3 protein-coding genes are annotated in these 18,762 nt (G+C 38.5%); all 3 read left to right on the forward strand.

The features are described from left to right. The first annotated feature begins 21 nt into the window (after positions 1-21). Positions 22-3,495 carry a hypothetical protein gene (locus tag EXC55_RS02985; protein WP_129623183.1) on the forward strand — a complete coding sequence of 1,158 codons (3,474 nt, stop codon included), beginning with the start codon at positions 22-24 and terminating at the stop codon, positions 3,493-3,495. A 106-nt stretch (positions 3,496-3,601) separates the two neighbouring features. Next, a complete protein-coding gene (locus EXC55_RS02990; protein WP_129623184.1) occupies positions 3,602-12,070 on the forward strand; it encodes an MICOS complex subunit MIC60 in 8,469 nt (2,822 codons plus the stop codon). Further along, positions 12,040-18,750, forward strand: coding sequence for a hypothetical protein (locus EXC55_RS02995; RefSeq protein ID WP_129623185.1), 6,711 nt, complete (start codon positions 12,040-12,042; stop codon positions 18,748-18,750). Before EXC55_RS02990 ends, EXC55_RS02995 begins: the two co-directional genes overlap by 31 nt. Positions 18,751-18,762: the final 12 nt, after the last annotated feature.

Genomic DNA, 18,762 nt, shown 5'->3' on the forward strand with positions numbered 1-18,762 from the left:
TTCAAAGACAAAAATAACCAAATGAAACTTTATGGTTATCTTTTAAGTGCCAACCAAAGTGAAAGCGTAAATCAAATTTTCACTCAGTTAAATTCAAATGTCAAAGCATCGGCTGTGGCCAAAAGATTAAAAGAAATTTACAATTACTCAAAACAACGTATTGCTGAGTATGACTGATCAAGTGTAGAACCAGACACTTACGTGAATAGAGCATTCCCAATGACACTTTGGTCGTTTAAAGACAATATGGAAAACAACCCTAACTTGATTGCTTTAAACTCATTGCAAAATGTTGGTAACACCAAAGAAATCCTTATCACTAACTCACAAAATGGTACGGATTACACCAGAAGACTTAACTCGAATGACTTGTTTGCCTTGTTACCATTTGTTGGTTCACAACTTGCAACTGCAAACCAAGCCAAAAGCACTGGTATTCTTACAACCGCCTTGTTACCACAATTCCAAGACCAAAGTCAACCTTGAAGCAGTACTAACCGTGCTTCTGGCTTACCAATTTACATCTCAATTGTCAACCGTGGTGTCAACGGGGAAAACACTGCTAACGCTGACGCATATGACTTAAATGCATACACACCACGTTATATTCCAAATGGTAAAACCGTTGATGTGAAGTTTGATTTGCATTACTACATCAATCCAAACTTAGCTAATAACACCAAAGCCTTCTTGGAAAACAACGCAATGGCACAACACATTTACCAAGCGCCAGTGTCATTCTACTTACAAGACTTAAAAGTTTCAGCACGTCCAGATGCCCTATCAATTAAGGCAGAAAACTTGCGTGAAGCTGACAAAAGTAAGAACATCATTCTTGATGTTGCTAACTCAGGTTACGAAACTAACGCAATGTTTGAGCGTTTGAAAACTATTTTCGAAAACAAGAATGCCGAACTTACACGTAGTAACTTACGCTTCTTTACCGAATTAGTTGACAAAAACGGTACTAACACGCGTACTAACGACTTAAATGATGAAGAAAAATTTGCCCTTGGTACTAAAGCTGGTCACCTTGCTACTGGTGATTTAACTGGTGCGAGTCGTGGTTTAACTCTTAACGAAATTCTTAAAACTACTTCGGCAAATGACTTTAACATTAACTTGAACTTTGATGATAGTATTCCATTGTGAGTTGCTGGTGCGCCATGACTTAAATTCACCCACGACAAAGACAATGACTGACTTTCATCATATGAAGAGTTAAATAAATTCAAACAAATGGAAGTGCCAACTAGTTTTGACGAAAACTTTGACCCAACTAACACTGCTAACTGGAAGAAAGTTGTTTACTGAAAACCTGGTGATGCTTCAGTTACCCGTGATAGCCATGGTCGTGTGACTGATTACTTCTTTAACATCAACGTCTTTGTGCCAGTAGTGGACTACTCACTTTACCAAAGTGCAGCAGATGCTAAAAACTTCTTTGACCGTTCATTCTCAGGTTTGAACACAATGTTGCCATCGTTCTTGATGCACTTCAACCTTGTTATCCGGCCAACTTACACGGCACTTTACAAGGAAATATCAGCAGATGGTACCCAAAATGATTTCATGGGCTTCAACAACCAAAACTTGCGTGTGTTAGCACTCAAGAGATCATATGTATCTAAGGACGCTAACCCTGATGCTGACAACTACATTAACAACTTAGATCACTTAAGTACAATTGATCCTTATTACCAAGGACCTAGTATAGATATTCCTAGTTGAATATATTATGCTAATACGATTGGTCTTGGTTACAAAGACACTAAGTTGTTTGACCAAGCACTTAAACCTTACTTCTATGCTAACCGTTACTTAACACGTGCTGGTTTGTTTAGATATGATGGTTACGGTAAGTATGATGCCCACATGCAAGGTTACTCAAGTGACAATCCTTACGCACCATTTGGTTCAGCCACTGGTGATGTGCCAATTCAATATATTGATAACACCGGTGCCACCGTGTCAGGTACAGTGCGTGGTGCACAAAAAGGTTTAACCTTGCTTGATATGGCAAGACAAACTGGTTTGAATAACTATGACCGTAGTTACCGGATTGTTGACACCTTACTTGACGAAAACAACTTTACTGAAGATATTTTTGGTCCAATTGACCGTTATGTGCCAGCTGATAGTGTTTACCAAGGTAGTGTCTTCTGAGGTGCTGTGCTTGGAAACAAGACTGAAATCCCATCAGATAGATACAATGTCTTTGGTGATAACTATGGTACAGTCAACTTTACTAACCAAATTACTTCAGCTGCGAGCTCACTTAGCGGCCGGAACATTGACCGTTCAGGTTCAGTCGATGGTATTAGTCGGGTAACTTATGTTGGTATCACTGACAACTTAAGTATCAAACACCAAAACAACCCAGGTTCAACCTTACTTTACGACCTTAACCACGCTCCAGCTAACTCAACACTTGATAACATCTTTAGACCTAAGAATGGTGAGAGCCAAATTCGTTACTTGGCACCTGACTCACTTGGGTTCTACCAATTGATGAGTCAATACCTTAAAGATGGTGTGGCCGTAAACATCAATGATGTTGTGAAGACTGTCCACTTAAAAGAAGACAACGGTAATATTCCTGTCAACGAAAGATTCTTAGTAGCTATGACCGAAAGTACGGCTAATAGCTTTAGAAAATCAGGTGCTAACTGGTTATCATCAGGTGGTCCTGGTACACCAAACTTTGTGCGTCTTACCCACGCCGGAGTAGTCAACTTCATTATTGCTAACCGTGCTGGTTCACAAAGCGACTTTGAGAGCTTCAAAAACCCAAGAACTAAAGATGGTCGTACCTGGTTTGAAGCTATTGGCTACACCAACAAAACACTTAGTGATGCAATTAAACACTTATTTGGTATCACTGATGCTGGCGAGTTAAGTGAAGGTACCATCAAGACCTTAAGAAATGCCTTAATTAAGGCTTACTTACAAGCTATGTTCGACTGGTCAATGAGCATTGCTGCGCGTGTTGACAAACACACAGGCGCAAACCAATACGATCCTGTTTATGCCTTCAACTTAGTTGACCGTCGTTACAACACGATGACCTTCTTACCATCAGTTTACTCTGACTGGTACAAATGAGGTGGTTGAATTAACAACCCTAATCGTCGTAATGAATTTGGTGATGGTCCTGTCACTTACGAAACTAACACCTTACTTAACTTCAAATTAACCCCAAGAAACTACAACAGCACCTTCAGAGACACCTTGCCACGTACGGTGCAAAACTTGCAAGGTACTGAAGGTTACGGACACTCACGTGATAGTTGATTCAACAATGTTAACTCTATCTTGAATGCATCCTTTGGTCAATACATTGTGCCAGCTTCAGAAGGTACGCACGTGAACTTGTTCAACCCATTCGCACTTGGTTCAAGCGAATTTGCTAAAGGCCTTAAAGCCTTTGATGTAACAATTAAACTTAACGACATTGACACTGCAGGTAACTACTTCGGTGACAACAATAGTTAAAACGAATAACGAAATGATCACAAACTTTTAATAAGACATACTTATTAAAAGTTTTGTAACAAAATGTAACTACTAACTAACTTGCCAAACTTTAAAGGAGATTTTTATGAAAAAGAGATCACTGTTAACACTTTTGGGTCTTGGTGCGAGTGTCCCTGTGGCTTCGGTGGGAACCGTCTTAGCCACACACCAAGAAGCTAAGCAAGCAGCGCGTGATACTTCACTCTACCAAAACTTTAGTGACTTTAAGTCGTGGTTTGCCGCTAACGCAGCACTGCTTGATCTTTCTAGCACCCACATCCAGGGGCTCCAAAGTCAAGAACAAGCCATTATTGACACCTGAACACAAAGGGAATATAGTGATGCACCTGGCGTGTTACAACTTGACCCACTTGCTTTCCTTGCCAAAGTCAATGCGTATGAAGATGAATTATGAACCCACGTAAAAACCTACTTCTTAGGTGTGGAAAGCTTAGATGCCCACACGGCAGCTATTTTGCAAGAGTTTTTATACTTGCAAATGGCTCGTTTGCGTGAAGACAACGTGCGTGCGGCAATGATGAACGAAACCGCTGTGGCGCCAGCGCTTTTTGATGATGCGGCACACTGAACCAACCAAAAATTCATCCAACAATTCATTACGCTTTTTGATGTTATTCTTAAAGACAAACTTCGTCAACAACAACTTATTCTTGACAAATACTTACAAACCAACGCTGCCCTCAACATTAACTACGACTTTAACACCTACAAAAACTTAGCACTCACCTTGCCAACACAAGCAATGCGTAAACTTGTTGGCGATAGCGTGATTGCTGTCCAAAACTACGCGCTTAGTTACTCATTTACCGAAGAAAACCTTGCTGCTGCTGCCAAAACTCTTGCCCAACAAGCACTTACCTACCAAGGCAATGATGCCAACAGCTTGGTGGCTTTACAAACTAAAGTTAGTGCGATCCGTCAGTTATTCGAACAACTCAACAACCTAAGTGACCTCAGTGCCAGCGACCGCAATGCGGTGGCACAATTCGTGAACCAAATGCAACTTGCCCTTGACCAGGCATTACTCGATGAACAATTAACCTTAGTCCAAACTCAAACCCAAACTTATCTTGATGCCTGAACTGCTACGGCACAACCACAAGATATTCCAACCCAAAAAACAGCTTTAGCTAAGTTGTTAGCTACTATTAAAGCAAACTTAAAATTCCTTAATCCAGATTACCCAGATGCGCTCTTTGAGCGTTATAGTCTCAAACCGGCCTATAACCCTGGTAATGCGGAAAGTCCAGAAGCTATTGCTAAATTTAGTACCCTTGCTCGTGAGTTAACTAGCGACTTGAGCGAACTTGGTGCTGTTGACAAACTCTTTGCCCAACTCCGTGTTGAACTCGAAGCTGGGTTACAAAAAAACCTTCTTACCAAAGAACTTTATGACTATTACGACGCTGAAGTTAAGGCTTTAGCACGTAAGTATAAACTTAGCCCTCACGCGATGGGTGTGGAAATCCAAGCCATTGCTGATGTGTTAAAAGACGACTTAGTGGTGCAAGCACAACTTGCTGACATTAGAACTAAGATCCAACAACTCAACACTACTAACCAAGCACAATTAATGTCAAGTGGTATTAAGAATACACTTGGTGATTTACTTGCGCAAGCTAACCAAATGCACCAAGTAAGTGACAAAAAACTCACCAGCTTTGTAGACAAAAACAAACAACGTGTGAGTGACTTACAAGCTTTAGCCCAACAACTTAACAATACTTTGATGGACACTACCTTGGGTTACTTACGTACCCTTAATGCAGCCTTAACTAACATCAAAAATGTTTTAACAATGGAAGTTGCTGCTGCCAATGTTAGTTTGCCAAACCCACTTTCGAATCCAGACTTGTTAGTTAAAATTTATAACCACCCAAATTTTGAGACTAACAAAAACAATTGAATCCACATTTTGGAACAATTACTCACCCAAAATAAACCTTTCACGACCACAACTACCGTAACTACTAACTTCACCGATGAGTATGCACAGGTGAAAGCTAGTGACCAAATGCTCATTAACTTTAGCAACAGAACCTTGCAAACTGAGCGACATTATCGTGCTTTAATTGCGCAAGATTTAATTAATCACAAGTTCTTAAGCAACTTAGTGAACGCCGATTCAACACAAGGACACTTGCAAATTAGTGAAAGTGGTCAAACCAGTAATTACTATTACTTGCTCAAACCAAAAGCTGTGACCAACCCAAGTGAACTTAGTAAGCACGAATTACTCACAGCACTTACCCAACAATTCAATGACCACATTCAAGACTTTTATCTTACAGCTAGTCGTGATTTTGGTGACTACATTACGCAACAAAATAACTACATTGACGACCCTGCGTTTTTAACTGATCTCACCCTTAAACTTGACAACACACGCACAAAAATTACTGACTACCTTACTCGTTTAAGTAATGCGACTGAATTAATTTCTTTAGCTAAAACTGTCGAAAACTACTACAATAACATCGATCCAGCTAACTTTGACCCACACTATGACGCAAGTTATAGCGTCTTTAGTACAAAGGTGTGAGCAGTTATTAACAATCTGCCAACGGCACCTTTAGGGGAAACTTATAGCAACTTGAAAGTGGAAGCCAACAAATTAATTCGTGAGTACATTAGTAGTGCTACTAACGATATGGCTTCGCTTACCAACTTAGTTGAACTTGCTAAGGAAGCAATTACTAACGTGTTTGGTGCGCTCACAGAGTTTCAAACCACCAGTGAAGGTGTAACTACTTGAAGCACTGATGCTGCTAAACAAGCTGGTGTAAACCTTTGAAAATTATGAGAACAAATTAAGGCAAAACAAGCCGAAGTGGCAAGTGATAATGCCAAAATTGGTTTGTTGAAGGAATACTTAATTTACATTGTGCAACACGTTAGTGACATTAAGAGTTACCAAACTTTAAGAACTGAAACAGCAACTCAACTTGCTAACGACAAAAAAGTACAACCAAATATTAGTGTGCTTGTGCTTAACACAGACTACCAAAAGTATGGTTTGAAAGACAAACTAGACAACTTGGAAGACTGAGACTTTGCACACTTAAGTACTAACTTCGCGTCAAACTTTGCCGCAGGCATTACACCTGATGACCAGGCTAGTGGTTATGCTAATTTTGCACAATTACACGACTTTATTAACAAATATAACAATTTAAAAGCCCAAAACCAACTTAAGAGCGAATTTAAACGATACTTATTACGTTTTGATTCACTTGTTAAATACTTTGTTGATACTGTTGATGCACAACAAATTAGACAAAACAACTTTGACAATAGTGCGTTCAAAGATTTTCTTCACAACTGAGTACGTGAAAATCAATATCTCAAAACTGATTGAGAAAGCGTCTTTTTAGACAATAAACAATCTGCATTGTATAGTTATGTTGCTGAGCAAAATTTAAGCCAACTTGATGAACGTAGTGAAACAATTTTGGCTTCAACTTATGAAACAGCTATTGGAACTTACAACCAAGAGGTTCCAACAGCTGCAAACGCTCAATTTAGCTTCTGACAAACTTACAAAAAATTACAGGCACAATTGCAAACACAATTGCAACTTTTAAGTAATGCTACGGCAATGGTTTCGCCTGAGCAAAGTAGTACTATTAGTCAACTTATTCAAGAGATTAGCACAAACCAAAAAGTTGTAACTTACAACCAAGGTTTTGTTGCAAACCTTGAACAAGGTAGAATTTTAAGAGCTCAAATTAAAGACCAACTTGGTAAGGCAGCAAGTGAAAACTGAGCAAATGATTCACGTTTGGTTAACTTACCAAATACAATTGGTTTCTACTATTGACAAACCTGACGTTTAATAAACAAATTGTTTATTAAATACATTTGAAATTACACCTTAATTAATGATGTAAACGCCTTGAATGCCACAGGTGAAACTCTAAGTTTGAATCAATTGTTAGCAAAAGCTAACTTCCAATATGGGAATCTTTCGAAGAATGCAACGGCTTTTGCTAAGTTTCACATCCATGTCTTAGAAGATTTTTATGGTGAAGCAGGACATCAAAATCTAGAATTATTAAAATACAACAAACCAGACGATCTTCTTCCAACTAATGGTGAGAGAAGAATTTTTAATAATTCTACTGACATTGATCGTTTTCTTGACACTAATCCTGATCCTAAAGTTATTGCTTTGAACGAAACAATGAAACAACTTGTTACTCAAGTTTTCGGTGAAGCAATGGGCGTTAACACACTCTCAAAACTAGCTGAGTACTACGCCACAACTAATTCAGACTTATATGTCCCTTATGAAAAATTAGTCAAAGAACCATTCTTAGCATTTAAACGTGATCGTTTAGCAGAATATAACCGCGAATTAAATAACTTTTCAAATAATCCAGACTCTGAGTTTGCGCCATGAATCAATGAACTTAATAATTCTCTTGTTGGTTTCGTTGAAGCGTTGCCTAAGAAAGACAATACGAAATTCACCAGCGCTCTTGATTACTTTAAGAGTACAAAAGGTATTTTTGTTGATCTTTCTAAAATGTCTGAGACTGCCATCAGCAGTGTTTATACCAATAACCCTGAAATTGGATTCAAAACCGTGCTTAGCGATGGAACGCCAACAGAAGAATGAGCCAATTCACAAGAATGACTTATTTTTTGACCTGATCCTGATAATTTTAGACTCATCCTTCGTGACTTTTTGTCATGATTTAAACATGGCGACGAACTTTACGATTCTTATTTAAATCATAGTTTTCTAGAAAGTGAAAACGGAAAATTACTGAAAAATTGATTCCTTAAAATAGTTTTATTCAAGTACTTTTCGTTGTTACAAATTGGTAACGTTGCCTACAACACGGACAAACCTGATCCACTTTTAATCACTTCTGATTCACCGACTGAAAATTTATTGAGTTTATACTACACTAATCATTTACAGGTGCCACACACTGATGCATCAGTTCCAAATGTAACGAATTTACTTAATCGTGATTATTGGTTCCAAACTCCACCAACTAATGGCCAAACACCATTAGAAACTTTAAAACACCAGTTGTACTTATGATTAGCAAAATTCGAAACAGCATACAAAAAAGAAGCAACTTCTAGCTTTGATGATTTAGCTATTTTCGTAGATAAACAACTTTTCAGAAAAACAGGCAAGCCAGCTAGCGAATTGCAATTTATGACAAGAAATGTTGTTGATCTCAACACAGACGTACGAGCTGAATATCTTAGAGAAATTGTCAAGGTTCCACTTAGTAATCAAGAACTCACTGATTACATCACTTACTTAAGCAATATCGCAAGATATAGTTTAATGCGTCAACAATTATTCATTCGTGCTGCCGAGTTATTAACAAGCGGTTTAAGAAATAATGGACTTGAAAATGGCACTTTTGCAACTCAGTTCCATCAAATTCAAGATATTTTCACTGTTCTTGAACAAACAAAATTCACAACCGCAGATACTGATCAACTTAACTCAAGTGATATGGTAGCTAAACTTAAAGGTTTCCTTGCCACACTTGAAGTAGCTAAAGGTACTTACATTGATTATCTCCTTTTAGGTCGTGATACTAGCACACAAAACACCAATGAAGTTGTGAATGCAAAACAAACCACACTCAGCTTATTGACTGCTTACAAAACTTACTTTGATTTAGCAATCAAACAAGCAACCTCACAAGTGACTAATGCTGCCTACACTACAGGTGAAACTGTTACTACAACCGTTGACAAGGGAATTGTGCGTTTGAGTGATGGTACTTGAAACGCAGCTAGTTCGCCTTGAAATGAAGAACGCTTTCAAGCTTTCTTTGCGACAATGCAAACTTCAATCAATTCATACCACACACTCATTGCGCGTTTAGAAGCTTTAGTTAATGAAACTACTACGGAAGCTAAAAACTTAGTTGTGTTCCAAAACGTGCAACGAGCACTAAACCAACTTTATGGTCCGTTGAATTTAAATGTGGCAAGCAACTTGACACCACAATTGTTAAGTAATGCCAACAAGGTTAACAACGCAGCCGCAACAACTGATCCAAACTTTAGCGATGCAGCGTACTTAAAGCTTTACCAAAACATTTTCTATGGTCTTAATAGCACGAATAATTTTGACTTAAATGCTAATCAAAATTACAGTCCAAGCTTTAAGTATGTCTTTAATCTTGCGCAAGCAGCTTATGACCTTGCTGAATTTGACCGTGCGTCAAATTCTTCAGCGGCTAACTCATCACGCTTATTAAGTGCCTTCCGTGGTGCTACTGGTGCAGCACGTGCCTTGGTTGCCAACCAAGTCCCTTTTGACCGTGACTTAGAAGCGTTAGTGAGCGCACTTAGTGGTTCAGACCAACAAGCAAATACATATATTACCAATCGGCTTGATGAATTCCGGGCACTCAATGAAAACTTGCAGTCAGCAATGGCACCACTCTTTGGTGATCAGAGTTCAACCCTTAAACTCACTATTAAAGCTGATAACTATCATCTTGCTAACACACACAAAATTCATCCAGATGCAATTTTTGCGCAAGACTTTAAACCTTACGAAGTTTTAGGCGATACCCAAGCACTTAACTTAATTGCTATGGATCGTGCGGTGAACCAATGATTTAACATTGGACCGATCTTGCAAGCTAACCAAGCTGCAATGCTTGCAGATGCAGTGTCATTAGTTGACAAACAAGCTTGGTTAAGTGCTAGCGACCTTACCAGATTGCAAAATTTTGCAACTCAAATGCTTGATTTTTGGTACAAAGGGTTAGCGACTTTAGCTAACGATAAATTAGCTCAAGCTACTAATGACCCAACTGCTACCAAGGCAGAAATTAGTGACTTTATTGTTAACTTATACCGTTTCCTTACTTTAATTCGTACTGGTTTTATGGCTGTGACTGAAAGTGTTTTTGGCTTAGCTTACAATCCAACTACTAACACTTACGAGTACACTAAAGTTAACGAAAACCCACGTTTAACTTCAGCTAGTTGATACTGATATTTATTAGATTATTTCGACCTTCCGGCAGGCAATGATATTTTGGTGCGGGAAAACACTTTTGCTACTGTGACTGTGCCAGATTTCCACTTGAGTAATTTTGCTGACACCATTACGTTTATCAAAAAATTCTACTTTGGTTTATTTGACAACCTTGAAGCTGAATTTGGTGTAGCAACCAACAACTGAAGTGCTTTCCAAACTGCTTTAAACAACTTAAACACTAACTTTAGACTACTTAAAGCTCCTGCCTTCAATGATGGACTTCTTGCTTCAAATTTAAATAACACTGTTACTAACGTAAGCGGCCCTTCATTCGAAAGTACTACTGGAGAAATCATCAGGACACTTTTTGTACGCATCCAAAGTTTTGTTGAAGTAGACAAATTAGCACAAATTTACTTAAATACTGATGTGAACGGTCTACCATTATTTGCCTTTGGTACTTCTGGTTTACCAGCTCGTTGATACAATCGTGAAGTTATCGCTAGAATTGCAGCTAACCTTGACCAAAGAGTTGTCGTACTACTTAAGAATTACATACAACAAGCTATTACGCAATTCAAAGCTAACTTCGACCTCAATAATATCTTTATTGGCGATGTTACTCCTGCTAACGTTAAAACAGATGCAACTCGTTTCGAAAACTTGATGCAAGAACACTTTGTAAGATCGGCTATGGTTAAATATCCAATTGCGACTGGACAACCATTGGATATGTTGCCAGATACTTTCTATCGTAATAAAGCAACTGGTTATGGTTTTAGTAGTTTAAATCAAACTTACCAACAACAAGATTACTTTGCTTACAAAAAAATCTCAGCTTTCTTACGCTTAATTGAAACTTTTTGATTTGTAAACAATGGTCAAGAACTTACCCAACTTGGTAACACATTTTTAACTAGCTTTATTAGCAATGTGCCAGATAACACACCAGTAATTGTGAATAAATTTGATCCAAGTGCAGATGTTCCGACTGAAGTGAATTTGGTTCTACCTGCAGATAAAAATAAATTTAACATAACTAACCCAGCCAATACTTTTGCTTTCGATATCAACAACTACAAAGTTACACCTGACCAAACAATTCTCAAAACTAACTTGGCAGGTCTCATTGACCAAACTAAGGCTTACTATCACAAGTACTTAGCTAACCTTGATGCCTCAATATTAGTTGCTAAAGCTAACTTACCAACTACTCTTACTACGCTCACTGATGAACATTTAGTGTCACTCAAAGATGAAGTTGCGGCACTTTATCGTGATTTTGAACAACAAGTTGAAGAATTTTATGTAAACATTGAACGTTTATTCACAAGTAGCAACTCTCCTGAACGTATGCCTGATGATGCCGAAAGACTTGTGGGCGTGTACCACGAAAGATTTGCTTTCTTCTTGCAAAACTTCCAAGTTTGAAGAACCATTTACTTCTGAAAAGACTTAATTAACAACCGTTCAACTCTCTGCTTAAGAAGGAAGATCAAGTTTTACTCAACAAAGTTTATGATTTTATGATTAAGGCTTGAAGACTACACCCTGTAGCACTTAGTTATCTTCCGCAAGCTTATAGATATAGAGGATATTTCGATAAATACAACGCTACCTTTAGTGAATCAACACACATTTTTATTACGGATTCTGTTGGTGATGTGACTAATGATCAAACTGTCGAAATTAACGGACAATTTTACATTAGCAACTATAGTCCAGATAAATTTCTTGAGATCCTTGGTCACAAGAGTGATGCTTTAACTACAGATAATTTAGCAAACTTAGACCTAGGTAACATCACTGCGTGAAGTTGACTTAACAACAATGGCAACGACCTTATCGCTACCATTGCTAACGGCAACAACTTGTTGTTGCTTAGTGACGGTCGCGCTCGTGCTTACAATGAACCTTATGTTGTAGGAAATTACAACTTAATGCCAGCGTTCTCATACAGTATTGACCAATTGTATAACCTAGTAGTACATGCACGCAGTGTAGAAGACAACTTGAAGAACGCACTCAATGTGTTTGAAAACGCGGACACAAGTCAATTCTTTGTTGACAATAAAACAAAATTAGACCCAAGTTCCTTTGCGGCATTCAAAGATAAGGCAAATGACTTAATTAGTTACTTTAGTGGCGACTATTTACTTGACCCTGCTGCCCTAGCAACAAAAACTTTTGCCGCTCAAAATGCGCTTCAAAGTTTCTTGTACTACAAATTCTGAGGTGCACCAGACGCTAATAATGATATGGCTACTGATGACACTTACGTATGAGTACCACAAAGTGAAACAATGGAAGCGACAAGCTGACAACTACTTAAAAACCAAAACAGCTTGAAACGTAACTTTGCGCAATTCTTGAAACACGATTTTGCTAACGATACTACTTTAGCTAACAACCCAACCCTCAAAGCGCAACTCCAAGCTTTACAAGCTAAACTTAGTGTGTTAGTGCAAATGGATGCTTTTGACGAAACTGTGCCAACCACCATTGGCAACATGAGTGCCTTAGATGCTAAAACTAAACTTTGACAACAAATTACTAATAAAGCCATCAAACAACTTTATGGTTGAATGGTTAATAGTAACTTCAGTGACGCTTTAGCTCAAGGAATCAACACTAATCCAAACTTGTTAGATACCATAGCAACTAGTGCCAACCTTACCATTGGTGGTGCAGCTGGTGACTTTAACAACCCAGCGGCGCGTAGTTACTTTGCAGCAAGTCAGTTGCAAAAACAACTAAAAACCTTCTTGCACTTCTTCTTCGCAACAACGCAAAATGTTGCTGCCGCACAACCAGTCTTAGCACCACTCTTTACTAATGGTGTGACTGATCCTGCTGGTTATGAGTACACAATGCAACACTTGGAAAGTAGCCTTACCAATTTATTCATGCGTAGATTTGTCAAACTTGACGACAACAATAACTACACTGTTTTAAATGCAAATAGTCGTTTAACTTACGACCAAGCTTTAAGTGCTTTCTTTGCAATTGATCCAAACTTTAACCAAACTGAAGAACAAGCTGCTGAAAAAGATGCTCGCTTTCTTGAAGCTCTCAAAGCACTCAACTTACCAAATCTAGTACCTGGTTGACTTGACAATCCTAACTTTACTAAGTTCACTCCATACCAAGATCTCAACGGTAAACTAACAGTTAATATGGCTGCTGCGCGTGCCTTTATGGCCAAATGAGTTTCAACTTATGTGTTGCCAATGTTCCTAGCTTACAATACTGTGCAACAAAATGGTTACCTTGATGTTAGCTTGAACTTCATTAATGGTTTGAACTACAGCAACAACGGTACCTTTGCCAACAACTTTGCCGCTGGCAAAGCAATTGAACAATACATTACTAATGTACTAGGTAACAGAAGTGCTTTGAACCAATACTTTGTGAACTGAAAAGAAACCTTAGTAGAATTCAAACATCTTAATGCTGCTTACTTTGAAGCTAAAATTCAAAGTCAACTCATTGACAAAGTTGACCCTATTATCAACGCGTTGCATGATAACGCGCAAGCGATTACAACTAATTACAGTGCGCAAGGTTTAACCTCCGCACAACTACCTGCTTTCAATAGCAAACGTGTCTTTAGTGACAATAATGTTGATGGTTTTGATAAAGCCGAAGCTACTGGCGAAAATGGTTACTTCACACGGATTGGTGTTACTCTTAGTGACCAAGCAACTGGTCGTGACTTGTACCGTCAATTCTATGATGATGCTAACCAGTGAAAAACACCAACTTCTGGTGAAGTGATTATCAACCGTTTCCACTACTTTAACTACTTGTTAGACAAATTTGGTATTACTGCAAATAACTTTGATGATATTTTTGCTAGCGTTACTGCGGTAACAAGTGCCACCGAACTTTCTGATGGCACCTTCAAAACCTTTACGCTTGCCCACGACGCACAGCAAAAACCAATGTATATGCAAGTCTTAGAAGCACTTTTTGGTCGTGATACCACCTTGCACAATGATGCTAATTTACTTGCTTATGTCCAAGAAGTCATAACTAACTATGGCTTTACTGCTGGCGTTAAAGGTGGCAACGCTGAAAGCGTTTACCTTGGTTGACGTTTAGTTAACGCAATGTTTGACATCAACAGTATCAAACCTTACGACTTTGCAACCTTAAAAGCTGAACAAGCTCACAGAATTACTTTTGCCTTTGCTCGTATGTTGCACATGGCACTGAAAGTCAATGAAGACTACTTCAGATACACCAAAGAAATTGCTCAAAACTTTGTCAAAAAAGCTATTATCAGCAGTGAAGCGGTACCAAACAAGAGTTACCTTGAAGTCCTTGACTTATTACTTAGTTCTAATGCTGACCAAAGTGCGGCTCTTAATGGCAATGTGACCCTTGGTGAAACCAATTCACCATTGCCAGCTGCTTTAGCTTATGACTACCGTGTCTTGGCACAACTCTACAGTCAAGTTGCCGACCAAGAAACAAGCAATGCGCCAATTGCAAACCCAGCTCAATTCTTTGGTGGCACAGCTGACTTTTCAAGTTCAACTGCGCCGGTGCAACCATCAACTAATACTCCTGGTGCAACTCCAGAAAGCGTTGCCCAAGTGAAATCGTGAAAATCGTTGTTATCAACTCTTTACGCACGACTTAATGTTTACCAAGCTAACCTTTACTTGCAAAACGTGTTCCCAATGGGTGCTAATAAGAGTGGTATTGGTGAAAATCCAAACCCAACACCTAATAGTGGTAATGAACACCGTGACTTGAATGGTTACTACACTGATGTGCTTTATAGTCAAAATTACAGCAGTAACCAAGAAGCGCTTGAACACAGAGGTAAAACTGCTTACTCAGCCTTGTTTGCTCCAGGCACTAACTACACACCAATTACTGGGGAAAACAACCAACCTAACCGTAACAACTACTGGTGAGCAGTTGATAGTTATGGCTTTAGCTTTAAAGCTGGTGCTCCTGTCACAAACGCAACAACAAATAGTCCAATCCAAGGTACAACCGACTTATACTGAACCCCAACTGATGCTTACATTCCAAACTTAGTCTTTGCCCAACCAGCCTTAACTAACTTCGCAAGCAACGTTGCCCTTGAAGACTTAAGTTGATACACTGGTGGTTATGCTTCGCTTTACTTTGACTTTTCAAACGTTTTATCATCACGTAATACTATGGATGGTAAGTTTAAAGAGCCAGCTACTAATGATTCGAGTCCTCGTTATGTTCACACACAAACTATTTTGAACAACCCAGTGTTCCTTAGTTTTGCAACTGACGAACGAAGTGATACAATCAAGAATCCTTTAACTAACATTAATGATGATGCTGGTTCGCAAGTTGACTTGCACGCTCTTCTTTTAAATGGCGAACAAAGTGCAGTTCCTAACTATCTTGATGAGTTAGCAACTGCGAAAACTGACAACAACTATGCAATTAACTTAGGTTACTTAAACGTAGCTTATGACTTCTTCTGAAGAAGATTCCTTGAATACTTCTCAACTGCCTCGGATGCAACCTTTAGAGCAAATCTTAAGTATGGTGAGGCTTGAACTAGAGTTTATGAAACCTTAGCAAGTGCTAATGCACTCACTGCCTTCAAAAACTTTGTGTTAGCAAACGACCTTAAAACTATTAACGCAAAATGATTACAAGAAAAAGTGCTTTATGGTACTTACGCCTTGTTAGTTGATGGTGGTTTCCAACACGCAATGCTGAAAGGCAAGTCACTTAACAAAGCAATTGATGCTGTGAAAGAGTTGATGAACATCAACCACCAAAGTGACTATATGAACACTAACTTCAAAACCAGAATGGAAATGATTAGTGAAGTCCTTAGCAAGATTAAAGACCTTTGAAGAAACTTTGAAGAACTCACCAGTTCACTTCGGAGCGCCTTTAAAGTAGCTTACCGTGCTAACGTGGAACGTCTTAAAACCTTACGCACAACGCTTTACAACGTCGAAGTTTGAAACGATGCCGGTAACAAGACTTACACACCACTAAACCCTTACATTAGTGCCTTTACTAAGACGAAAGTGGTTAACGACAAAAAAGTCCTTGCTGCCTTCCCACACGATGCCTTCCTTAACAACATTGCAAGTGATGTGGTTGGCACAGACGCCGTCGACAACGTGCCAAATGCAAACACTAGTGTGAAATCATCATTGAAATTCATCATGGATCTTTTTGCTGGCTTCGCACACGGTTTTGGTACCCTTAAACGTGCTTTAGTACCAACTAACATAACTGTAACTAATGGTTTAATTAACTTTGATGTTGAAAATCAAGGCTTTGTCTGAAATGCACTAGCACCTAATAGTGGTGACCAAGAAGCACTTGATGGCGCAACAGCACCACACAACTTGAGTACTTTTGCACCATTCTACATGTTGACACAGTTATTTAACTTAGAATCACCACTACAAAACCGTAAAAATGTAGCCAATGGTTTTGGTCAATTCAATGCCCAAGACATTGTGAACTTTATTAAGTACTTTAGTTACACTGGAAACTATAATTTCCAGGACACTGGTGCTTATTTAGAAACTCCAACTAACGTTTTCGAAAACGAAAAATTCACTGCTCATATTCTCAAAGACTTTAGAAACAGAGCACAAATCTTCCTTAATTTGATGAATATTGACCCAATTTATGGTCAAAGTGCAACTGTCAAAAATTCATTGAATGCATCAACAGACTTGTTTAGAAAAGATCTTACCTTGACAGATCTAAGCCAATTCTATAGCTATCTACGTGAATTTGCTGCTGAACAATTTAATGTTGCCTTTCTTCAAGATAATGCTGCAGCTAAAAACGCTCTTGCAACCATTTTAGCTACCGGTGATAACAACGCACCAAGCGTAGTAACTCCAACCTCAACTGCAGCTGACACTACTGCTAACTCAATGTTAGCGGCCAATAAAGTTGCTCCAGGTGTAACTAACACTAACTTTACATCCTATTTAGAAAATGTGCGTACTAGCTTAAGTACTAATAACGTGTTAGAAGATACTTCAGAATTTGACCTTAACTTAATTTCGGGTGCGGGTTCAATTTCTGACACATCAAATACCAAATTCCACTGACTTAATGTTACTGATGATAAGAAATTCAAAGACCTCTTTACTTTCTTCTATGGTTTAAAACAAACTCCAGAAAAAAGTGAATACAACTGGAGTGCCAACGGCACAAACATAACTGCTGGCGAACTTAATCTTGCTAACACTAGAATTAAGATCTTAGTAAAAAGTAAAAACAGCAAACTTGAGTGGTGAAAATATGGTAGTTCAAGTACAGATGAGGGTGAAAAATTCCAAAACGCAACTGAAGTAAAAACCATTATTACCAAGCTAAGAATTGAAAAATTAGTTGGTAATCAGTGAGTGACAAGTCAAATCTCACCAAATGTCTTGATTAAACCACACCAATCAATGATTAACTTAACCAAGTTATTTAGTAATCTCACTTCAAGAGTTACTTCTGCTAACAGTGCACAAGTATTGTTTAACTTAAACAATGACTACGACAACATTAACTGAACTTCGTTAGAAAGTCGTACCAACTATGCAAATTACGCAATTAAATCAATTTACGACAGACTAAATCTTAGCAGTCAAGATGAAGGTGATGCTGGAGTTTATGCCAACACAACTTTTAATGCTAGCGTTGATCCTTACTTTAAATCAAGTAACGGTACTGTGGGTTGAAAAACTTTTATGCCTAAGTATCACAACAACTTCTTTAAAATGGATGGTGAAAGAATCATCCAAGGTAACTATAAAGTAGGTGCAAACGGTAAATCGTTTAGTTCGCTTTATCTTGATTACGACAACCAAATTGTCAAACTAGCACACAATGCTGCTGAGAATGAACTTAGTGTGGTTGTAACAGTACCACTCACATTCCATACTTTCCCTGTGTGACCTACTGCTGTAAGTAATAATTCACTTACCAAAGTCTTGGCGCAAAATGGTCGGCCAGCAGCATCTAATGACCACTGAACTCTCCTTATGTATGACCAACCAAACTCAGCGCTAGCTCGTTCAAGCACTTACACCACGAACACTTCAAATCTTTATGAAGCTGCGGAACTTAACTCAACACCAACCTTGGACAAAGGTTCAACTTGAGATACTTACGTAAGCAAATATGCTTCAATGATGGGGCCATTAGCTTCACGTGTGTCGGACACAGTTAAATTAGTTTATGTTAACAGTGTGCATCTGTAATTTCTGATCCAG

It is taken from the genome of Mycoplasmopsis columbinasalis (assembly GCF_900660705.1).
Lineage (GTDB): Bacteria > Bacillota_I > Bacilli_A > Mycoplasmatales > Metamycoplasmataceae > Mycoplasmopsis > Mycoplasmopsis columbinasalis.